This window comes from Streptomyces spiroverticillatus (genome assembly GCA_014650415.1).
GTDB classification, from domain to species: domain Bacteria; phylum Actinomycetota; class Actinomycetes; order Streptomycetales; family Streptomycetaceae; genus Streptomyces; species Streptomyces spiroverticillatus.
Genome location: BMUX01000017.1, coordinates 109859 through 130205 on the forward strand (window position 1 = coordinate 109859; position 20347 = coordinate 130205).

Consider the following 20347-nt stretch of genomic DNA (forward strand, 5'->3'; position numbering starts at 1 on the left):
GTGAACTCGACAGCGAGCTGAGGAAACCGTGCAGATTCAGGTTCTGGGTCCGTTGAGCGCTGAGGTCAACGGGGGTTCGATTGTTCCGACGGCCGGCAAGCCGCGTCAGATTCTGGCGCTGCTCGCCCTCTACCCCGGGCGGGTGATGCCCGTACCCACCCTGATGGAGGAGGTGTGGGGCACCGAGCTGCCGCAGAGCGCACTGACCACGCTGCAGACCTACATACTCCAGCTCCGCCGCAGGCTCGGCACGGCCATGGGGCCGGGCAACCCGGGCGCCGCCAAGGAGGTCCTCGCCACCCGGCACGGCGGCTACCTGCTGCAGATCCCCGCTCCCAGCGTGGACGTCCACGAGTACGAGCGGCTGGTCGCCGAGGGGCAGAGCGCCATCGAGGCGGGCGACGACCCGCTGGCCGCGGCCCGGCTGCGGCAGGCGCTCGCGCTCTGGAAGGGCCCGGCCCTCGTCGACGTACGGGTGGGACCGATCCTGGAGATCGACGTCATGCGGCTCGAGGAGAGCCGGCTGGTGACCGTCGAGCGGCGCATCGACGTCGACCTGCGGCTCGGCCGCCACACCGAACTCCTCGCCGAGCTCACCGAACTGATCGCCCGTCACCCCCAGCACGAGGGCCTGCACTCGCAGGCGATGGTGGCGCTCTACCGGTCCGGCCGCCAGGCCACCGCACTGGACGTCTACCGCAGGCTGCGCACCCGGCTCATCGAGGACCTCGGCGTCGAGCCCTCGCCGCAGCTCCAGCGGCTCCACCAGGCGATGCTCGCGGTGGACCCGACACTGGACGTGCTCGGCGGAGCCCGGCGTGGTTCCACGTTCGACCTGTACGCGGCCTGAGGGCCGGTGTCCACGAGGCGGAGAGGGGCGACGGCAGTGCACGAGCCAGGGACGGACACGGCAGGAGGGCGGGGTGTGCGGCTGGTGTGCTTCGCGCACGCGGGAGCCGGAACCTCGGCGTTCCGCCGCTGGAACACCCTGCTGGCGGACGCGGCCCACCCCGAGGCGCGGACACTGCCCGGCCGCGAAGCACGGCGCCGCGAAACCCGGGTGACCACCCGTCAGGCCCTCCTCGCCGACCTGCACGACCTGTTCGCGCCCCGGCCGCCCGGCCCGTACATCCTGTACGGGCACAGCCTGGGCGGACTGGTCGCCTACACCCTCACCCGCGCCCTGCACGCGGCCGGGCTGCCGCTGCCGGCCCTGCTGGCCGTCGGCGCCTGCCCGCCGCCGGGCGACCCGGGCGAACTGATCTCCGCCGCCGAGGCCCCCGACCACGAACTGCTGCGGGTGCTGGAGAAGTTCGAGGCGGTGCCCGAGGACACCGTGCCCGGCGACGTGTGGCACCGGCTGGTCCTGCCGGTGCTCCGGGACGATCTGCGGCTGGCCGCCGACCTGCGCGCCGCCGCCCTCGACCCGGCCACCGGCGGACCCGTACCGCTGCCGCTGCTGGCCGTCGGCGGCAGCACCGACGCGCTGGTGCCCGCGGAGACGATGCACGGCTGGCGGGCCTTCACCGGCGGGCGCTTCGTCCACCGCACCCTGCCCGGCGGCCACTTCTTCGTCCGCGACGACGAACTGCCGCGACTGCTGGGCAGGGCCTGCCGGATCGTGGGGCGCACCACGCGGTAGGAGCACCCTGCGGTGGGAGCCCTGCGCGGACTCCCGCCCGCACCGGCGCCGGTCGAGGAAGGTTCGAGGGGTTCTCCGGGCCTCCCGGTGAACCTCGACGCAGACGCCGCAGCGGACGTCGGAAGGAGACGGGGCCGATGCCGGTTGCACGCGTGCAGCACAGAACGTACTCGGTGGACGTGGACGCCCCGGCCGGTGCCGTCTACGCACTGCTCGCCGACAGCCCCCGCCGGCCGCTGTTCCTGCGTTCGAGCATCCACGTCGAACGGCTCGACTTCGACGGGGTCCACGACCGGTTCCAGGCCTGGACCCAGCTCCACGGCACCGTGCGCTCCTGCCTCGTCCGCCGCACCCTCGACGCCGGGGCCCGGCGCATCGACTTCCGCCACGAGGTGCCCGCGGACCCGCTGCTGGCCCACACCGGCAGTTGGCGGGTCGAGGCCAGGGCGGCCGGACGCTGCCGGCTCGCCCTGCACCACGACATGACCCTCGACCGGGGCGGACCCGTGGACGCCGATGCGGCGGTGCGGGCCACCGACGCCCGCAGCGCGGCCGAACTGGCACGGCTCAAAGCCGTCGCCGAACGCTGGGACCGGCTGGAGCAACTGCTGCTGTCCTTCGAGGAGTCCGTACGCATCAAGGGCCCCGCCGAACTCGTCTACTCCTTCCTGTGCTCCATCGCCGACTGGCCGGGCCGCGTCCCGCACCTGCTGAGCGCCCAGGTGGCCGAGGAGCAGCCCGGAGTGCAGCACGTCCGCACCGAGACCCGGTGCGGCGCCCTGGTGCGCAGCGCCGAGACGGTCCGGATCTGCTTCCCGCACGCCCTGCGGATCATCGCCAAGGAGACCGCGCCGCAGCAGCCGTTCCAGGCACACACCACCGAGTGGTCGGTGGTGCCCGGCGAACGGGACGTCACCGCCTTCGCCCACCACCAGATGCTGCTGCGCGAGGACCCGCTCGTCACCGCCACCGCGGCCCGCGCCCACGCGCGCGACCTGCTCGGCGGGCAGAGCAGGGCCGTACTGAACCTCGCCAAGCGGCACGCGGAAACAGCGGTCCGCACCCTGTGAACCGGCCACCCGTCACCACCCCCCGACCGGGGCGGCCCGAAGGCGGCGCACCACTCCTGGCAGCCGCACAACAGCGCGCCGCCCGGCTCGAAGCCCTCCTCGGCGACCCCCGCGACCCGGCCAACCCGCACTCATCGGCCGCCCTCGCCGCCGCCGACACCCGGGGCGCGCCACCGGAGCCGACCGAGGCCCTGCTCGGCGAGGCGGGCGTCGGAGCCGAGTGCGTACCGGTCGCGGCCGGCGGCCTGTTCACCCGCGCCGACCTGCTCCTGGCCGCGCTGCGCCCGGTCTTCCGCCGCGACCTCGCACTCGGGCTGGGCGCCGCCCCGCTGGCCGCCGCCGCACCCGTCTGGGCCGTGGGCGACGCCCGGCAACGCCGACGCACCGCACAACTCCTCCTGAACGGCGGACGGTTGGCCGTTGTGACCGGCGAACTCGCCCACGCCAACGCCCTGACCCGGGGCGGACCGAGCGCACACCGGGCCCGCGACGGCTGGATCCTGCACGGCCGCAAGGACCTCGTCAGGGACGCCCACCGGGCGGGCGCCTGGGTCGTCCACGCCCGCACCGCACCCGGCCGTTCCGTATTCCTGCTGGAACCCGGCCTGCTGCCCGCCGACGCCGTGCGTACGCTGCCCGGGGCGCCCGCCTCCGGCCTGCGCGGCACCCCCCTGTCCGCCCTGGAGTTCACGCACTGCCCGCTGCCCGCGGACACCCTGCTCGGCCGCCCCGGCCAAGGGACCGCGCTGGCCCTGCGCACCTTCCAGCTCGACCGCTGCCTCGTGGCGGGCGCGGCCGTCGCCGCCGCCGAGACCGTACTGCGCCTCGCCGCGCACACCGTGTTCGCCGGCCGCGACACCCGGACGGTCCGACGGCGGCACACCGCGCTCGCCCCGCTCTTCGCCGACCTGCTCGCCTGCGACAGCATGGCCACCGTCGCCCTGCGCGCGCTGAGCCTGCCGGCCGGCCGCACCCCCCTGACGACCGCCGCCCTCAGCCAGGTCGTCCTGGACGTACTGCGGGAGAACCTGGAGGACCTGATCGGCGTCCTGGGCACGCACGGCCACACGCCGGGCAGCGCGCACGCGGTCCGCGACAAGCTGGCCCGCGACCTGCCGCACGCGAGCCTCGGCCACACCGGCACGGCTGCCTGCCACGCCGTCATCGTCCCCCAACTGCGCGGACTCGCCGCGCACTCCTGGTTCCGGGGCGCAGCCCCGCCGCCCGCACTGTTCCGTACGGGCGCGGACCTGCCGGAGCTGAAGCACCGGCTGCCGCCGGCCGCCGACGGCGGGGACCTCCTCTCCGCCGCTCTGCTCTCCTCGGCCGAACGCCTGGCCCACGTTCCGCGCGCCGACGGCGCCCGTACCGTACTGGCCGCTCTCGCCCGGGCGTTCACCGGCGAGCTGCACGAACTGCGCCGTCGCTGCACGGCCCTGCCCGACGCCTTCGACCCGGCCGCCGTGGTGCTCAGTGACCGGTTCGCGCTGCTCCAGGGGGCGGCCGCGGTGCTCGGCGTCTGGGAGGGCCAGGACGGCACCGACGCCTTCCTCGCCGAGCCCGCGTGGGCGGTGCTGGCACTGTCCCGGCTGGCCAGAAGGCTGGGCATCACCGCACCCGCACCACCCGAGGACTGCGTGACACAGGTCCTGGACGAACTCGCCCGCCGCGGCCGCAGCGACCGCGACTGCGCCCTGGACGGCGGCGCACCCACGTACTGAGGAGGGAGCGGGACGTGTCCCACCGAAGCGACGTGCCCCACCCGAGCGAGATGCCCCGCCCAAACGACGTGCCCCACCCGAGCGAGATGCCCCGCCCAAGCACAGCCGACAGCACCACGCCTGCGCCGCCCCTGCACATGCCCGGCTCCGCACCGGGCCGGTCCTGGGCGGCGGTGCGCGCACGCCTGGAGCGGGAGGGCCATGTCGTCGTCACCGCGACCTGGGGCGAGTGGCTGACCGCCGCGCTCACCGACCCCGCGCTGCGCCCCCTGCTGGGCCGCGACTGGCAGCGTTACCGGCGTACCGAGAACGCGGTGGCCCGCTACCGCTTCGTCACCTCCCGGATGCTCGTCAAGCACACGGCCGCCGCGGTCCTGGACACGGACCCGGCCGCGCTCGAACTCGCGTACCGGATCGGCGGCAGGCCCTTCCTCCGCGGCTTCGACCAGCTCGACGTCAGCCTCAGCCACACCGGCGACCTCCTGGTGGTCGCGGTCAGCCGCACCGGCCGGATCGGCGTGGACGCCGAACCCGTGGACCGCGAGATCCCCTTCGGCGTACTGGGGCGACGCATGTGCACCCCCGCCGAGGCGGCCCTGCTGGCCGGGCTGACGCCCGAGCTGCAGGCCCGGGGTCTGCTGCGGCTGTGGACCCTGAAGGAGGCCTACACCAAGGCCCTCGGGCAGGGGATGCGGCTGGGCTTCACCGAGTTCGGCTTCGGCGACGACGGCACCCCCGTCACCGCCGACGGCTCCCCGGCGCCCGGCGGCGCCTGGGCCTTCACCACCCACCCGGTGCTGGACGGCCGCTACCTGGTGAGCACCGCCTGCCAGGACACCGGACTGGACCCCGCCCGCGACCTCACCGCCCGCACCATGCTCGACCCGGAGTTCACCGGCGCGGTCCGCACCGCCCGGGACCGGGAACCGGGCGGGCCGCCTCGAAGAGCCCTCTAAGACCCCTCCACCGGCACGCCGGAAGCTGGGCAGCACTACCGAGCGCAAGCCCCCGGGACGCCCGGGCCCAACAGGCTGGAGCAGGCACGTGACAATCTTGGTGACTGGAGCGACGGGAGCCGTGGGCCGGCTCGTGGTCGCTCGGCTCGTCGCGGCGGGTGCGTCGGTGCGCGCGGTCAGCCGCACCCCGGCGACCGCCGGTCTGCCCGAACAGGTCGAGGTCTTCGAGGGAGACCTGGAGAAGCCGGAGACGCTGCGCGCGGCCCTCGACGGCGTGGACCGCCTCTACCTCTTCCCGGTGCCCGAGGCTGCCCGCGAGGTCGTCGCCCTGGCCAAGGAGTCGGGGGTGCGCCGGATCGTCGTCCTCTCCTCCTCCTCGGTCCTGGACACCTCGGGCGACAACCACAGCGGCGAGTACCACCGTGCCGTCGAGCGCGCCGTCGAGCAGTCCGGCCTCGAGTGGACCTTCGTGCGCCCCGACGAGTTCGCCACCAACCTGCTGTGGAAGTGGGGCCACTCCATCCGTACCGAGGGCGTCGTACGGGCCCCCTACGGCAACGCGGCACGCGTGCTGATCCACGAGGACGACGTCGCCGCCGTCGCGGCCACCGCCCTCCTGACGGACGGTCACACCGGGCAGGCCTACGTGCTCACCGGACCCGAGGCCGTCACCCAGGCCGACCAGGTCCGCCAGATCGCCCAGGTCCTCGGCCGCCCCCTCGCCTTCGAGGAGATCACCCCGGCGCAGGCGCGCAAGGCCATGGGGCAGGCCATGCCCCAGCCGGTGGTCGAGATGGTGCTGGGCTACCTCGCCGACGCGGTCGACAACCCGCCCGTACCGAGGGACACCGTCGAGCGGGTCACCGGCCGCCCGGCGCTGACCTTCGCCCGCTGGGCCGCCGACCACGCCGACGACTTCGCCCCGCAGCCGACGGGCGGTGCGGCATGAGCGCGGCACCCGCGGAGCGCCCCGCGGCCGGCGCACCCGGCACGTCGGGCACCGCCACCGCCAACACCCTCGTGCGGATGACCGGCAGCGGAACGCCCGAGGAGCACATCCGCACCGTGGAGGGCCCCCGGCCCGCAGCGGAGAAGGGCGGTGTCGTGGTCGCCGTGGAAGCAGCCGGGGTGTCCTTCGCCGAGGTCCAGATGCTCCAGCACCTCCACCCGTTCCCGCCGCGCTTCCCCTTCGTGCCCGGCTACGACCTCGTCGGGCGGATCGTCGAGGTCGGCCCCGGCGTCACCGGCTGGAAGACCGGCGACCGGGTCGCCGCGATGCCCCGGAAGGGCTCCTGGCAGCGCTTCGTCGCCCTGCCGGCCAAGGACCTGACCGAGGTCCCGGAGGAACTGGACGCCGACGTGGCCGTGGCCCTGGTCGCCAACGGGGTCACCGCCTACCAGATGCTGCACCGGCTCACCCGCCTGCGCCCCGGCCAGACCGTTCTGGTGCACGGGGCGAGCGGAGGCGTGGGCGCCCTGCTCACCCAGCTCGCCGTCCACCACGGGCTGCGGGTCGTCGCCACCGCCTCCGCCGCCAAGCACGACGCCGTACGCCAACTGGGCGCGGAGCCGCTCGACTACCGCACCCCCGACCTCGCCGCCCAGGTGCGCGCGCTGGTCCCCGGCGGTGTCGACGCCGTCTTCGACCACATCGGCGGCCGGGGACTCGACGCCGGCTGGTCGATGCTCGCCCGCGGCGGCACCCTGGTCTCCTTCGACTCCTCGGTGGCCGGATACCGTCCCGGCCAGTGGTTCAGGCCGCACGTCCCGGCGCTGCGCCGCACCGTGGCCCGCTTCTTCGCCCGGCACCTGGGGCTGACCGGCGGCCGCCGGATGAGCATGTACTACGTCAAGCCCGGTGCCGCCTTCAGCGCCGACTACACCGAGCTGTGCCGGCTCGCCGCGGCGGGCGTCCTGACCCCGCGCATCGCGGGCCGCCACCCGCTGGAGCACACCGCCCGCGCGGTGCGCGCCCTGCTGGACGGCACCAGCATCGGCAAACACGTCCTGACTCCCGAGACTCCCAAGCCGACGACCGCGCCCTGAACCACCGACCCGCAGCAGACGAGGGGAACAGCCCACCATGACCGCAACGGTGAACGAGCGTCCCGCCGGTTCCGGCGCGCAGGAACACAACGATTCCGGCGTACGGGAACACAACAACTCCGGCGTGCAGGAACGCAACAAGGAGATCGCGCTCGCCTGCGCCGCCGCCTGGAACCGCTGGGAACTGGACGGCATCTTCACGCACTGGTCCCCGGACATCCGGCACTTCTCCGAGGACCGCCCGGTCGACACCGAGCAGATGGCCGCCGCCATGCGAGGAGGCCTCGCCGCCTTCCCCGACCTGCACCTGGACGTACGGTCCATCGTCGCGGAGGGCGACCGCGTCATCCTGCGCATCACGGTGACCGCCACCCACCTCGGCGAATTCCTCGGCAAGGCCCCCACGGGCAAGAAGGTGTCCTGGTTCATGCTGGAGGAACTCCAGTTCAACGACGCCGGCCAGATCATCGAGCACCACGACGTCTTCAACTACCTGCCGATGCTCAAGGAGTTGGGACTCGTCGCCGCCGACGTCCTGTGAACACGGAAGGGCCCGTGCCGGAACCCAGGGGTTTCTGGCACGGGCCCTTCCACGCGGCCCCTCGGGCGTCTCAGGCCAGGTCGTCGCGGGTGACCGTACGGGCCGACACCTTGAGCCCGCCGTCCGCGTCCCGCACCAGGACGTCCTCGCAGACGCACACCCGGTGCACCCGGGAAGCGCCGCCGATGTCCGAGACGTACACGATGGCGTACGAGCGGACGTCCACCGCACCGTCGGGGCGCGGCCGCACGTCCAGCATCCCCAGAAAGTGCCGGTGGCGCTGGCCGGCCGCGGCGAGCTCGGCGTGACTGCGGGTGGTGGCCGCCGCCAGACCGGCCCGGCCCCGCACGGGCTCGGGCAGCGTGGGTACGGCGAAGGTCGCGTCCTCGGTGAAGGTGTCGGCCCAGCTCTGTGCCTCGGCGAGGTCCAGGAGCTGCATCTGGTGGGCGTAGAACTGCTGCACCTCGGCGTGGAGCGCGGCACTCCAGGCGGTGGCTTCGGGTGCGAGGTCGGGCGCGGTGGTCATGGGTTCTCCCTCTCGGTCCTTGACTGCCCCCATGCTGTGCGCCGCGGGTCGCACCCCCTTGGAGGATCCCTCGACCGGCGACCGCGCGGACCGGGCGGCAGGCCCGCCCTCCAGCCGCCTTCCGCCCGGCCTCCAGCGGGTCCGGAGACCGTCGAAACCGCCAAGCAGAGCAGAGAAGGGGTGGAACAGGTGTCCGCTGAGAAGGTGCACCGCACATCGCACGAAGTGGAGATCGCCGCGCCCGCGGGAGTCGTCTACGGGATCATCGCCGACACGGGGAAGTGGCCGCTGTACTTCCCCCCGAACATTCACGTCGAACGCCTGGAGGGCGCGAGCGGCGAGGGCGGCACGGAGCGGCTGCGGATGTGGGCCACCGCCAACGGCACGGTGAAGACGTGGTCCTCGCGCCGCGAACTGGACCCGGGCCGGCGCCGCATCGAGTTCCGCCAGGAGATCCCGGCCGCCCCGCTGACCGGCATGGGCGGCACCTGGATCGTCGAGGAGACCGGCGAACTGGCAACCCGGCTGACCCTGCTGCACGACTTCACCGTGGCCGACGACCGCGCCGAGGACGTCGAGTGGGTGCAGCGCGCCACCGACACCAACAGCACCTCGGAACTGGGCCGCCTCAAGGCGCTCGCCGAGCGCTGGCGCGAACTGGACGACCTCGTGCTGTCCTTCGAGGACTCGGTGCACGTCGAAGGTCCCGCCGAGCGCGTCTACGACTTCCTGTACCGGGTGGGCGACTGGCCCGAGCGCGTCCCCCACGTGGACCGCCTGGACCTGGTCGAGGAGACGCCGGGGGTGCAGGTCATGTCGATGGACACCCGCACGGCCGACGGCTCGGTGCACACCACCGAATCGGTGCGCGTCTGCTTCCCCGAGGACAAGCGCATCGTCTACAAGCAGACCGCGACGCCCGCGCTGATGGCCGCCCACACCGGCGAATGGTCCCTGCGCCCCGAGGGGACCGGCGTGAAGGTCACCTCGCAGCACAGCGTCGTCCTGCGGCCGGAGAACATCGAGCGGATCCTGGGGCCCGAGGCGGACGTCGCCGCCGCCCGCCGCTACGTCCGCGAGGCACTGGGCCGCAACTCCGGCGCAACCCTCGCGCTCGCCAAGGAGTTCGCGCAGAACGCCACCGCGACGCGCTGAGCAGCGGTACGCACGCCACCGCGACGCGTTGACAAGCGGTACGCGTCGGGCCGTGACCCGGCGGTACGGGCTGCTCTGACCCACAGGACCGGGTTCCCCCCTGCGGCAGCGATCCGCGCTGTCGCCGTGACCTCTGGAGAGAAACAGTGAAGGAAAGCCGATGAGGCGCGTCGTGATCACCGGAATCGGCGTGGTCGCACCCGGCGGCGTGGGCACCAAGGAGTTCTGGTCGGTACTCACCTCCGGCCGCACCGCCACCCGGGGCATCACCTTGTTCGACCCGGCGCAGTTCCGTTCCCGTATCGCCGCGGAGGCGGACTTCGACCCCGCCGACCACGGATTCACCCCCGCCGAGAGCGAACGCCTCGACCGGGCCACCCAGTTCGCGCTGGTCAGCACCGCGGAAGCACTCGCCGACAGCGGGCTGACCGGCGAACTCGACGCGCTGCGCACCGGCGTCACCCTGGGCAGTGCGGTCGGCTGCACCACCGGCCTGGACGTGCAGTACGCACAGGTGAGCCGCAACGGCGCGGACTGGGTGCTGGACCACACCCGGGCCGTACCGCACCTCTTCGACTACTTCGTGCCCAGCTCGATGGCGGCCGAAGTGGCCCGGCTGGCCGGGGCCCAGGGGCCGGTGTCGCTGGTGTCCACCGGCTGCACCTCGGGCCTGGACTCCGTCGGCCACGCCGTGGAACTGATCCGCGAGGGCAGCGCCGACGTCATGATCACCGGTGCCACCGAGGCACCGATCTCCCCGATCACCGTGGCCTGCTTCGACGCGATCAAGGCCACCAGCCCGCGCAACGACGAACCCGAGACCGCCTCGCGGCCCTTCGACCGCACCCGCAACGGGTTCGTGCTCGGCGAAGGGGCCGCCGTCCTGGTCATCGAGGAGCTGGAGCACGCCCGCCGCCGAGGCGCACAGGTCTACGCCGAGATATCCGGCTTCGCCAGCCGCAGCAACGCCTACCACATGACCGGACTGCGCACCGACGGCGTGGAGATGGCCGAGGCCATCACCGCTGCCCTGGACGAGGCCCGGCTCGACGCCGGCGCCGTCGACTACATCAACGCCCACGGCTCCGGCACCAAGCAGAACGACCGGCACGAGACGGCGGCCTTCAAGCGCGCCCTGGGACAGCGCGCCCACGAGGTGCCGATCAGCTCCATCAAGTCGATGATCGGCCACTCCCTGGGGGCCATCGGCTCCCTGGAAGTGGCCGCCAGCGCCCTGGCCATCGCCCACGACGTCGTGCCCCCCACCGCCAACCTGCACGAGCCCGACCCCGCGTGCGACCTGGACTACACCCCCTTGGTGGCCCGCGAACAGCCCACCGGCACGGTGCTCACCGTGGGCAGCGGCTTCGGCGGATTCCAGAGCGCCATGATCCTGACCCGCCCGCACCTGGGAGTCACCGCATGAGCGACGCGACCACTCTCGACCGCCCCCGCGAGGCCCACCGGGACACACCACAGCGCCCGACGGCCGTGGTCACCGGAATCGGCGTCGCCGCCCCCAACGGGCTCGGCGCCCGCGCCTGGTGGGACGCCGTCCTGCGCGGCGAGAACGGCATCCGGCCGCTGACCCGCTTCGACGCGACGAGCTACCCCGTCCGCCTCGCGGGCGAAGTGCCCGGCTTCGTCGCCGAGGACCACGTACGCAGCAGGCTGCTGGCCCAGACCGACCAGGTGACGCGACTGAACCTGGCGGTCGCCAAGGAGGCGCTGGACGACGCCGAGGTCGACCCGGCGGACCTGCCCGCGTACGCGGCAGGGGTGGTCACCGCCAGCTCCGCCGGAGGCTTCGAATTCGGTCAGCGCGAACTTCAGGCCCTGTGGAGCCGGGGCGGCCAGCACGTCAGCGCCTACCAGTCCTTCGCCTGGTTCTACGCCGTCAACACCGGCCAGATCTCCATCCTGCACGGACTGCGCGGCGCCAGCGGCGTCCTGGTCACCGAACAGGCGGGCGGGCTCGACGCCGTGGCGCACGCCCGCCGCCAACTGCGCAAGGGCTCCTCGCTGGTGGTCACCGGCGGCGTCGACTCCGCCCTGTGCCCGTGGGGCTGGGTCGCCCACGTCGCCGAGGGCCGCATGAGTACGAGCAACGACCCCGACCGTGCCTTCCTGCCCTTCTCCGCCGACGCCGACGGCTACGTACCCGGTGAGGGCGGCGCCCTGCTGGTGCTGGAGGACGCGCGCAGCGCCCGCGACCGGGGAGCCCGGGTGTACGGGTCGATCGCCGGGTACGCCGCCACCTTCGACCCGCCCCCGGAGACCGGCGGCAGCAGACTCGGTGCGGCGGCCGAACTCGCCCTGGCAGACGCCGGGTTGACGCCCGAGGAGGTCGACGTGGTCTTCGCCGACGCCGCGGGCGAGCGCGCCGCCGACCGCGCCGAGGCACAGGCGATCTGCGCGCTGTTCGGCGAGCGGGGCGTACCCGTCACCGCCCCCAAGACCATGACCGGCCGGCTCTCCGCCGGAGGGTCCTCCCTCGACCTGGCGGCGGCCCTGTTCTCGCTGCGCGACCAGGTGATCCCGCCCACCACCGGCACCGACCGCCCGGCCGACGACTGCCCCCTGGACCTGGTCACCGGCGCCCCGCGCACCGGGGTCCGGCTGCGGACGGCACTGGTGCTGGCGCGCGGCCGGGGCGGGTTCAACGCCGCGGCCGTGGTCCGGGCCTGAGACAGCGGATCGCCGTACGCGGACAACGTCACCCCCACCGCCGTACGCGGACAACTTCACCCCCCACCGCCGTGCACCGCACGGATTCACGCACCCACAGAAACGAGGCATCACCATGACCCGGTTCGAAATCACCGACCTGACCGCCCTGCTGCGCGAGTCCGCCGGCGCCGACGAAGGCGTGGACCTGGACGGCGAGATCACGGACGTCCCCTTCGACGACCTCGGCTACGACTCGCTGGCCCTGCTGCAGACCACGGGCCTGATCGAGCGTCAGTGGGAGGTGGTCCTGGACGAGGAGGCCGTCTCCGAGGCCCGCACCCCGGGCCAGTACCTGGAGGTCGTCAACCAGGCGCTGAACGCGCGCGCCGCCGTCTGACGCACGGGCCCCGGCCCGGGTCCCGCCCGTGCCGGGGCGCCCCGGGTGCAGCGGGGCTCGATCCGCTCTCCAGAGCGGATCACCACCATCGAACGCAGACGACGCAGACGACGCAGACGACGCAGACGACGCAGACGACGCAGACGACACGGACAGGGGGAGGGGCTGTGGGCAGCAGCGTGAACACGGCGGAGACCGCACACACCCGGGGCGCACCCGCAGGGTACGCGCCCGGACCGGCCGAGGGCTTCCTCGCGCACGCCCGCCGCACCCCGCACGCCACGGCCCTGGTCTGGCGCGACACGGAGACCAGCTACGGCACGCTGCTGCACCGTGTGCGCGAACAGCGCGCCCGGCTGCGCGCGACGCCCGGCGACGCCCCGGTCGCGGCCCTCGCCGTGAAGTCTCCCGACACCGTCGCGCTGGTCCTGGCCTGCCTGCTGGAACGCCGCACCGTCCTGCTGCCCTCGGCCACCCTCGGTGCCGACGCCCTGGAGCGGCTGTACGCCGAGGCCGGGGTGGGCGAGGTACTGGACGCGGCCGAGGCCGACGACGTACCCCCGACCGGACACCTGGTGCCCACCGACGCACAGCAGCCCAACGGCCGGCCCGCCCTCCTGCTGACCACCTCGGGCTCCACCGGAGCGCCCAAGATCGTGCCCCTGGGCGTCGAGGGCATCGGCGCGTTCGTCCACTGGGCCGCCGACGCCTTCGGCATCGGGCCCGGCACCACCGTCCTCAACTACGCCCCGCTCAACTTCGACCTGTGCCTCCTCGACGTCTGGACCACCCTCGCCCACGGCGGCCGGGTCGTCCTCGTCGACGCCGAACAGGCCCTGAACGGCCCCCGCCTGCTGGACCTGCTCGACACCCACCGGCCCGAGGTCGTCCAGGGGGTCCCCCTGCTCTACCGGCTGCTCACCGAAGCGGCACAAGGCACCGGACGGACGCTGACGGGGGTGCGCCACGCGGTCTTCACCGGCGACACCATGCCGGGCCCGCTGCTGGCCGGACTGCCGGACCTGATGCCCGCCGCCCGGCTCCACAACGTCTACGGGTGCACCGAGACCAACGACAGCTTCTGGTACGAGGTGCGCGACGCCCGCGCCGAGAGCCGCGCCCCGCTCCCGCTCGGCCGCCCCCTGACCGGCGTCGAGCACCGTCTCGTCGACGTACGGGGACACGTCGTCGAAGGAGCGGGCACCGGTGAACTCCTGGTCTCCACCCCCTTCCAGACCGACGGCTACCTCGGGGCGGCCGCCGCCGCCCCGGTCTTCGTCCCGCCCCCGCCGGGCGGGGGAGCACGCCCGTACTTCCGCACCGGCGACCTGGTGCGCCGGCACCCGGACGGCACCCTCACCCTCGAAGGGCGCACCGACCACCAGGTCAAGGTGCGCGGTGTCCGGGTCAACGCCCAGGAGGTGGAGAGCGTCCTGCTCGCCCACCCCCACGTCACCGAGGCGGCCGTACTGGCCGTGGCGGACGCCGGCGCCGGACACCTGCTGCACGCCGTCGTGCGGCGCGCCGCGGGCTCCGGCCTCCACAGCCTGACGCTGCGCGGGCACCTGGCTCGTCGGCTGCCGCGCGCGGCCGTTCCCACGGCCCTGCGCATCACCGACGACCCCCTGCCCAGGACCTCGACCGGCAAGGTCGACCGCGGTCTCGCCGCCCGGGCCACTCTCACCAAGGAGAACTGACCATGATCCATGCCCAGGCAGTGAAGGCGTTCATCGTCGAGGAGTTCCTGCCCGACGTGCCCGCAGCCGAACTGGCCGACGACTACGACCTCCTGGAGAACGGAGTCGTCGACAGCCTCGGGCTGCTCAAGGTGATCGCCTGGCTGGAGGACCGCTACGGCATCGACGCCGACACCGTCGACCTCGACCCGGACTCCTTCACCACCGTCGCGGCGATCACCGCGTTCGTCGAGCGGTTCGCACCCCGCAGCGCGGGGGCCGTGTAGCCATGCACGAGGCCGTCGTCTCGCTCATCGGCCGCGTCCCCGTGGAACTGCCGGTGTGGCGGTCGTTCTGGGACCGGCTGCACAGCGGTGGTCTGCTGCGCGGAGAGGCCGCGGCCCTCCTCGCCTCGCTGTCCACCGAGATGCCCGGCCGGGCGACCCTGCACGCGCTGCTGGAGTCGCTGGACGAGCGCCGCCCGACGGCGCCCGCCGGCGACTTCGCCGGAGCCGTCAACATCGTCGGCACCGGCGGCGGCCCCGCCACGTTCAACATCTCCACGGCGGCCGCCCTCGTCGCCGCCGCCATGGGCGTCCCCGTCGTCAAGACCGGCTCCCGGGCGTACACGAGCCGCTGCGGCTCCCTGGACCTGCTCACCCGGCTCGGCATCACGCCGACCACCTCCCACGCGCAGACGCACACCGTCCTCGAGCACTGCGGCATCGCCTTCGCGGGCCTGTTCGTCTACCCGCCGGAGATCGCCCTGCTCGCACGGGCGGTGGCACCGCTCGACCTGCGGGCCCTCGGACCCTTCGTCAACACGCTCGGGCCGTTCCTCGCCGGCATCCCCACCGGCACCCAGGTCACCGGCGTCTCCCGGCCCCGGCACCTGGAGGGGCTGGGGCACGCCGCCTCGTACGCCTCGCGCACCGGGCGGACCGTCTGGCTGGCCGTCAACGACGCCGGTGCCGACGAGCTGCTCGCCTTCACCGCCAACACCGTCCACGCCTACGAGGACGGGGCGGACACGGAGTTCACGCTCAGCCCCCGGCCGCTCGGGCTGGGCGCCGGAGAGCTGGCCGACCTCGCCGTGCCCGACGGCGGGGTGGAGGGCAGCGCCGCACTCTTCCTCGACGTGCTCGCCGGGCGGGGCAACGCGGCGGCGCACCAGACGGTCTGCCTCAACGCCGCGGCGCTCGCCGTGGCCGGCCGGCAGACCGGCGACTGGCACCAGGCGCTGGCCGCCGCCGACGACGTCCTGCGCAGCGGCGCTGCCCTCGACCGGCTGGAGCGGCTGCGGTCCCTGGAGGCCGCACATGCCTGAGCCCTTGCCGGTCGCAGCCCCGTACCCCGACGCCCGGCCCGGATTCTTCGCCGGGCGCGACCCGGGGCGGCCGGGACTGGCCGTGTTCGTCAACGCCGGCGACCCCCCGCTGGCCCGGCTGCCCGAACTCGTCGCGATGCTCGACGAACAGGGCGTCGACTGCCTGGAACTCGCCGTCCCCTTCCCCCACTCGGCCACCGACGGGCCGGTGATCCGCCGCTCCGCCGACCGGGCACTGGCCGGCGGGGCCACCCTCGCGGCCGTGCTCGACGCCGTCGCCGCCGTCCGGCCAGGCCTGCGCCGGCTGCGCATCGCGCTGCTCGCAGACTGGAGCCACAGCGTCAAGGACAGCGACCTCGGGGACTTCCACCGGTCCGTGGCCGACGCGGGCTGCGACGCGCTGCTGCTGCACGGACTGCCGCCCCGACTGCGCGCCGCCCACGTCGAGTCGGCACACGAGACCGGGCTGCCGCTCGTCACCACCTGCTACGCCGTCTCCGGCCCGCAGACCGTCTCCGCCGCCGCCCGCCAGGCCTCCGCGTACGTCTACCTGGTCGCCCACTACGGCCGCAGCGGTACGTCCGCCACGGCCGGGCCCGATCAACTGGCCGCCGCGCTCGCCGCGTTGCGCGCCGAGACCGCCCTTCCGGTCGCGGTCGGCTTCGGCGTGCGCACCGGCGCGGACATCGCCGCGCTGGGCCGCATCGGCGCGGACGCGGCGGTCGTCGGCAGCGCCGGCGTCGCCCGGATCGAACAAGCCATCCATGAGGGGCGCGACCCCGTCGAGGAGTTCGCCTCCTTCGTACGGGAACTGCGCCGTCCGTCCGTCTGACCCATCCGCGAAAGGAAGCCCGTCATGATCATCCGTAAGCACGACGACGTCCGCAGTGTCGACTGGGGCAACGGCACCAGCCGCCGTTTCCTCACCGCCTCCGACGGTCTCGGCTACACCGTCACCGACACGGTCGTGCGGGCCGGCACCAAGTCCCGCCTGGAGTACCGCCGTCACCTGGAAGCCTGCTACTGCATCGACGGCAGCGGCGAGGTCGTCGACACCGCGGGCGACTCGCACCCCATCACCCCGGGCACCCTCTACGCCCTCGACAAGCACGACGCGCACTGGCTGATCGCCAGCCCGCACGAGGACCTGCGCCTGGTCTGCGTGTTCACCCCGGCGCTCCAGGGCGACGAAGTCCACAACCTCGACGCACCCGAGTTCTCCCAGTACTGATGACGACGTGGAGCCAGGACCAGCAGCGGCTGAGAGCGAGCCTCCAGCCGCTGCTGGGCAAGATCAGCGACGGACACGTCGAACGCGACTCCCGGGCGGAATTCCCCCGGGAGCAGTGGGACCTGCTGCGCGCCACCGGCATCCTCGGCCTGCCCTTCGAGGAGAGCCTCGGCGGGCTCGGCCAGGACCTGCTCACCACCGTCTACGTACTGGAGGGCCTGGGCGAGGGCTGCCGCGACGCCGGACTGAACTTCTCCGTGACCAGCCACATGGTCAGCACCGGCGTACCCCTGCAACGCTTCGGCTCGCAGGAGCTCAAGGAGCGCTACCTGCCCCGGCTGTGCACCGGAGAGCTCATCGGCGCGCACGCCATCACGGAGCCGGACAGCGGCTCCGACGCCCTGGCCATGCGCACCCGCGCGGTGCGCGACGGGGACTCCTTCGTCCTCAACGGCAGCAAGGCGTTCGTCAGCAACGGGCCCGTCGCCGACCTGATCACCGTCTACGCCCGCACCAGCGACCGTCCGGGCCCGCTCAGCATCACCGCCTTCCTGCTGGACCGCGACACCCCGGGCCTGTCCTTCGGCAGACCGATCCCCAAGATGGGGCTGCGCACCTCGCCGCTGGGCGAGCTGTTCCTCGACGACTGCCGCGTCCCCGCCTCGCGGGTGCTCGGCCGGACGGGGGGCGGCTTCCTGGTCCTGGACCACGTGATGCGCTGGGAGATCCTGTGCTCCTTCGCCGTCAACACGGGGGAGATGCGCGACCGGCTGGAGCGCTGCCTCGACTACGCCCGCACCCGTACCCAGTTCGGCCGGCCGATCGGCTCCCACCAGGCCGTCTCCCACCGGATCGTCGACATGGAGATCGGCCTGGAGAGCGCCCGCCACTGGCTGTTCAGCGCCGCGCGCAAGCTCGCCGCGGGCGAGAACGCCGCCAGGGAGGTGGCCATCGCCAAGCTCGTCGTCAGCGAGGCCAACGTCGCCTCCGCACTCGGCGCCGTACAGATCTTCGGCGGCAACGGCTACATGGCCGAGTACGGCATCGAGAAGGAACTGCGCAACTCCGTCGCCTCCACCATCTACTCCGGCACCTCCGAGATCCAGCGCAACCGCATCGCCTCGATGCTCGGACTGTGACACCCGTACGGCAGTAACACTGATCCGACAGAAACGGATGACGTCCCCCATGAATCCCCCACCGGAACCCGTGGCCGCCGCGACCCCGGCCGCCGAGACCCTGGCCGCGACCGAGTTCATCGACCACGAGAGCGCCGAGGTCCGCGCCTTCGTCCGCGACGCGGTCCCGGCGGCCGCCAGCCCCATTGAGCAGGCGGTGGCGCTGTACTACGCGGTCCGCGACGGCATCCGCTACGAGGTGTACGGGGCCGACCTGTCCCGCGAGGGACTGCGCGCCAGCCGGGTGGCGACCGGCGGCTCCGGCATGTGCATGCACAAGTCCGTGCTGTACGCCGCGGGCCTGCGCTCCCTCGGCATTCCGGCCCGCCTGGTGCTCACCGACGTACGCAACCACCTCGCCTCCGACCGGCTCAAGCAGCTGCTCGGCGGCGACGTGTTCCACCAGCACGCCCTGACCTCCGTGCACCTGGAGGGCCGCTGGGTGAAGGCCACCCCGGTCTTCAACCGGACCCTGTGCCGGCTCTACCGGATGGCTCCCCTGGAGTTCGACGGAACGGCCGACAGCCATCTGCACCCCTTCGACGAACAGGGCCGCCGGCAGATGGAGTTCCTGCGCGTCCACGGGGAGTACGACGACCTGCCGTACGACTGGATCATCGCCGATCTGCGGGCCCAGCACCCGGGACTCTTCCCCGACGACAGCCCGCGCTTCGCGGGCGGCTCCCTGGTGCGGGACGCCCACGACACGCGGGACGCCCACAACACGCAGGGCGCCCACAACACCCGGGAGGCCCACGGAACACGTGAGGCCCACGGCACGGCGGCGACGGCGTAGTGCTCGTCAAGATCTGCGGCGCCAGAACCGAACACGAGGTGCGGGCCGTCGCCGAGGCGGGCGCGGACCTGGTGGGCCTGTGGCACGGAGTGCCCGGCGGCCGCGCGGACCTGTCGGCCCCGCGCCTGGCCCGACTGACCGCCGAGGCCCGCGCCACCGGCCGGCTGCGGTCGGTCCTGGTCACCTTCGCCTCCCAGGCCCACACCCTGGCCCGTACCGCCGTCGACAGCGGCATCGACTGGATCCAGCTGCACGGCTACCAGCGCCCCGCCCTGGTCCGCGCCCTGCGCGCCCAACTCCCGGCGCGGGTGAGCCTGGTCAAGGTGTTGCACGTACACGGCACCTCCTGCCCGGAGGCGAGCCTGATCCCGGCCTACGAACGCGCCGGAACCGACCTGTTCCTGCTGGACGCGGCCACCGCCGACGGACGGGTGGGCAGCACCGCGCACACCCTGGACGACCGTGCGGCGGCCGACCTCGCCCGGCGCACCACCCGCCCCTTCCTGCTCGCGGGCGGCCTGCGCCCGGACAACCGGCACCTGTTCGACGCCGTCCTCGCCGACCCGCGCTTCTGCGGCATCGACGTGGACTCCGCCGCCCGGGACGACGACGGCCTGCTCGACGCGGCCCGGACGGCGGACCTGGTCCGCGCCTGGAGGACACCGTGACCCTGACCTTCGCCGACGCGCTCGCCTCCGCACACCGCCCGGTGATCATGGAGGTCAAACGCCAGGACGCCGACGGCAACGACCTGCTGGGCGGCCGGACCGTCGCCGAGATCGTCGCCCGCTACGAACGGGCGGGCGCCCCGTGCATCTCGGTGGTCACCGGACACTGGTTCGGCGGCACCGAGGACCTGCTCGCCGAGGTCGCCGCACTCACCCGACTGCCTTTGCTGCGCAAGGACTTCGTCACCAGTCGCAGCCAGCTCGTACGCACCCGCGACCTCGGCGCCTCGGCGGTGCTCCTGACCGCCAGGCTGCTGCCCGCGGGCGTCCTGGCCCGGCTGGCCGACCACGCCCTGGAGCTCGGGCTGACCCCCTTCGTGGAGATCGCCGACGAGGCCGAGGCCGCCAGGGTGGCGCCCGGTCCCGACTGCGTGGTCGCCGTCAACAACAAGGACATCACCACCCGGGAACGCTTCCCCGGGGACCTCGGGCGCAGTACGGACCTGCTGCCCGCCGTCCTGGCGACCGGCACCCGGTGCGCGGTGAGCGCAGGAGGCATCACCGACCCGGGCCGCGCCGCCGCCCTGCTGGACGCCGGGTTCACGGGACTGCTGATCGGCACCGGCCTGCTCGGCACGCCCAGCCTGAGCCAGTGGTGCGCGGAGCTGGACGCGGCCCGCGCCTGAACTCCCGTACCCCTGACGGCTGTACGGCATCGAGCAGGCCTGTACAGGCGCTCCAGCACGC

22 protein-coding genes are annotated in these 20347 nt (G+C 73.5%); 21 read left to right on the top strand and 1 reads right to left on the bottom strand.

The window, feature by feature from the left end; translation table 11 throughout:
* Positions 1-28 precede the first annotated feature (28 nt).
* From IE269_RS33850 to IE269_RS33885, 8 genes are all read left to right on the top strand, one after another.
* Complete coding sequence (locus IE269_RS33850) at positions 29-850, top strand: AfsR/SARP family transcriptional regulator (RefSeq protein WP_189827091.1); 822 nt, start codon at positions 29-31, stop codon at positions 848-850.
* A 75-nt stretch (positions 851-925) separates the two neighbouring features.
* On the top strand, positions 926-1642 hold the full coding sequence (locus IE269_RS33855) for a thioesterase II family protein (RefSeq protein ID WP_229898434.1): 717 nt from the start codon (positions 926-928) through the stop codon (positions 1640-1642).
* Positions 1643-1779: 137 nt separating this feature from the next.
* Positions 1780-2712 (top strand): aromatase/cyclase, encoded by a 933-nt coding sequence (locus IE269_RS33860; protein ID WP_229898433.1) that lies wholly within the window; start codon positions 1780-1782, stop codon positions 2710-2712.
* On the top strand, positions 2709-4433 hold the full coding sequence (locus IE269_RS33865) for an acyl-CoA dehydrogenase family protein (protein WP_189827093.1): 1725 nt from the start codon (positions 2709-2711) through the stop codon (positions 4431-4433). Before IE269_RS33860 ends, IE269_RS33865 begins: the two co-directional genes overlap by 4 nt.
* Positions 4434-4519: 86 nt before the next feature.
* Positions 4520-5389 (top strand): 4'-phosphopantetheinyl transferase family protein, encoded by an 870-nt coding sequence (locus IE269_RS33870; RefSeq protein WP_189827094.1) that lies wholly within the window; start codon positions 4520-4522, stop codon positions 5387-5389.
* An 88-nt stretch (positions 5390-5477) separates the two neighbouring features.
* Positions 5478-6338: an NAD(P)H-binding protein gene (locus tag IE269_RS33875; RefSeq protein ID WP_189827095.1), complete on the top strand. Its 861-nt coding sequence runs from the start codon at positions 5478-5480 to the stop codon at positions 6336-6338.
* Complete coding sequence (locus tag IE269_RS33880; protein WP_189827096.1) at positions 6335-7435, top strand: zinc-binding dehydrogenase; 1101 nt, start codon at positions 6335-6337, stop codon at positions 7433-7435. The genes IE269_RS33875 and IE269_RS33880 overlap by 4 nt, the downstream gene beginning before the upstream one ends.
* Positions 7436-7472: 37 nt before the next feature.
* Entirely contained in the window at positions 7473-7976 is a 504-nt protein-coding gene (locus IE269_RS33885) for an ester cyclase (protein ID WP_229898432.1), read from the top strand.
* A gap of 70 nt (positions 7977-8046) precedes the next feature.
* Here IE269_RS33885 and IE269_RS33890 read toward each other — a convergent pair whose 3' ends face one another.
* Positions 8047-8502: a nuclear transport factor 2 family protein gene (locus IE269_RS33890; protein ID WP_189827097.1), complete on the bottom strand. Its 456-nt coding sequence runs from the start codon at positions 8500-8502 to the stop codon at positions 8047-8049.
* 189 nt (positions 8503-8691) lie between these two features.
* Between IE269_RS33890 and IE269_RS33895 the strand changes: the two genes are divergently transcribed.
* The 13 genes from IE269_RS33895 to IE269_RS33955 all read left to right on the top strand — a co-directional run bounded on the left by IE269_RS33895 (position 8692) and on the right by IE269_RS33955 (position 20286).
* Positions 8692-9657 (top strand): aromatase/cyclase, encoded by a 966-nt coding sequence (locus IE269_RS33895; RefSeq protein ID WP_189827098.1) that lies wholly within the window; start codon positions 8692-8694, stop codon positions 9655-9657.
* A 160-nt stretch (positions 9658-9817) separates the two neighbouring features.
* The gene (locus IE269_RS33900; RefSeq protein ID WP_189827099.1) at positions 9818-11083 is read left to right on the top strand and encodes a beta-ketoacyl-[acyl-carrier-protein] synthase family protein; all 1266 of its coding nucleotides are present in this window, start codon (positions 9818-9820) and stop codon (positions 11081-11083) included.
* Positions 11080-12345 (top strand): ketosynthase chain-length factor, encoded by a 1266-nt coding sequence (locus IE269_RS33905; protein WP_189827100.1) that lies wholly within the window; start codon positions 11080-11082, stop codon positions 12343-12345. The genes IE269_RS33900 and IE269_RS33905 overlap by 4 nt, the downstream gene beginning before the upstream one ends.
* Positions 12346-12460: 115 nt before the next feature.
* Positions 12461-12724 carry an acyl carrier protein gene (locus tag IE269_RS33910; RefSeq protein ID WP_189827101.1) on the top strand — a complete coding sequence of 88 codons (264 nt, stop codon included), beginning with the start codon at positions 12461-12463 and terminating at the stop codon, positions 12722-12724.
* Between the two features lie 167 nt (positions 12725-12891).
* Positions 12892-14421, top strand: coding sequence for an AMP-binding protein (locus tag IE269_RS33915; RefSeq protein WP_189827102.1), 1530 nt, complete (start codon positions 12892-12894; stop codon positions 14419-14421).
* Between the two features lie 2 nt (positions 14422-14423).
* Complete coding sequence (locus IE269_RS33920; RefSeq protein ID WP_008404419.1) at positions 14424-14687, top strand: acyl carrier protein; 264 nt, start codon at positions 14424-14426, stop codon at positions 14685-14687.
* 2 nt (positions 14688-14689) lie between these two features.
* Positions 14690-15727, top strand: a complete 1038-nt coding sequence (locus tag IE269_RS33925; protein WP_189827103.1) for an anthranilate phosphoribosyltransferase — start codon at positions 14690-14692, stop codon at positions 15725-15727.
* The gene (trpA, locus tag IE269_RS33930; protein WP_189827104.1) at positions 15720-16559 is read left to right on the top strand and encodes a tryptophan synthase subunit alpha; all 840 of its coding nucleotides are present in this window, start codon (positions 15720-15722) and stop codon (positions 16557-16559) included. Before IE269_RS33925 ends, trpA begins: the two co-directional genes overlap by 8 nt.
* Positions 16560-16583: 24 nt before the next feature.
* Entirely contained in the window at positions 16584-16958 is a 375-nt protein-coding gene (locus IE269_RS33935) for an ectoine synthase (protein ID WP_189827105.1), read from the top strand.
* Complete coding sequence (locus IE269_RS33940) at positions 16958-18097, top strand: acyl-CoA dehydrogenase family protein (protein WP_189827106.1); 1140 nt, start codon at positions 16958-16960, stop codon at positions 18095-18097. Before IE269_RS33935 ends, IE269_RS33940 begins: the two co-directional genes overlap by 1 nt.
* 49 nt (positions 18098-18146) lie before the next feature.
* On the top strand, positions 18147-18932 hold the full coding sequence (locus tag IE269_RS33945; protein WP_229898431.1) for a transglutaminase-like domain-containing protein: 786 nt from the start codon (positions 18147-18149) through the stop codon (positions 18930-18932).
* On the top strand, positions 18932-19600 hold the full coding sequence (locus tag IE269_RS33950; protein WP_189827107.1) for a phosphoribosylanthranilate isomerase: 669 nt from the start codon (positions 18932-18934) through the stop codon (positions 19598-19600). The genes IE269_RS33945 and IE269_RS33950 overlap by 1 nt, the downstream gene beginning before the upstream one ends.
* On the top strand, positions 19597-20286 hold the full coding sequence (locus IE269_RS33955; RefSeq protein WP_189827108.1) for a beta/alpha barrel domain-containing protein: 690 nt from the start codon (positions 19597-19599) through the stop codon (positions 20284-20286). Before IE269_RS33950 ends, IE269_RS33955 begins: the two co-directional genes overlap by 4 nt.
* Positions 20287-20347: the final 61 nt, after the last annotated feature.

Bases quoted from the DNA above. Each gene is read 5' to 3' on its own strand.
- IE269_RS33860 (WP_229898433.1), top strand. From the start codon at position 1,780: ATGCCGGTTGCACGCGTGCAGCACAGAACGTACTCGGTGGACGTGGAC.
- IE269_RS33890 (WP_189827097.1), bottom strand. From the start codon at position 8,502: ATGACCACCGCGCCCGACCTCGCACCCGAAGCCACCGCCTGGAGTGCC.
- IE269_RS33870 (WP_189827094.1), top strand. From the start codon at position 4,520: ATGCCCCGCCCAAGCACAGCCGACAGCACCACGCCTGCGCCGCCCCTG.
- IE269_RS33945 (WP_229898431.1), top strand. From the start codon at position 18,147: ATGAATCCCCCACCGGAACCCGTGGCCGCCGCGACCCCGGCCGCCGAG.
- IE269_RS33910 (WP_189827101.1), top strand. From the start codon at position 12,461: ATGACCCGGTTCGAAATCACCGACCTGACCGCCCTGCTGCGCGAGTCC.
- IE269_RS33940 (WP_189827106.1), top strand. From the start codon at position 16,958: ATGACGACGTGGAGCCAGGACCAGCAGCGGCTGAGAGCGAGCCTCCAG.
- trpA (WP_189827104.1), top strand. From the start codon at position 15,720: ATGCCTGAGCCCTTGCCGGTCGCAGCCCCGTACCCCGACGCCCGGCCC.
- IE269_RS33935 (WP_189827105.1), top strand. From the start codon at position 16,584: ATGATCATCCGTAAGCACGACGACGTCCGCAGTGTCGACTGGGGCAAC.
- IE269_RS33905 (WP_189827100.1), top strand. From the start codon at position 11,080: ATGAGCGACGCGACCACTCTCGACCGCCCCCGCGAGGCCCACCGGGAC.
- IE269_RS33885 (WP_229898432.1), top strand. From the start codon at position 7,473: ATGACCGCAACGGTGAACGAGCGTCCCGCCGGTTCCGGCGCGCAGGAA.
- IE269_RS33900 (WP_189827099.1), top strand. From the start codon at position 9,818: ATGAGGCGCGTCGTGATCACCGGAATCGGCGTGGTCGCACCCGGCGGC.
- IE269_RS33880 (WP_189827096.1), top strand. From the start codon at position 6,335: ATGAGCGCGGCACCCGCGGAGCGCCCCGCGGCCGGCGCACCCGGCACG.
- IE269_RS33920 (WP_008404419.1), top strand. From the start codon at position 14,424: ATGATCCATGCCCAGGCAGTGAAGGCGTTCATCGTCGAGGAGTTCCTG.
- IE269_RS33925 (WP_189827103.1), top strand. From the start codon at position 14,690: ATGCACGAGGCCGTCGTCTCGCTCATCGGCCGCGTCCCCGTGGAACTG.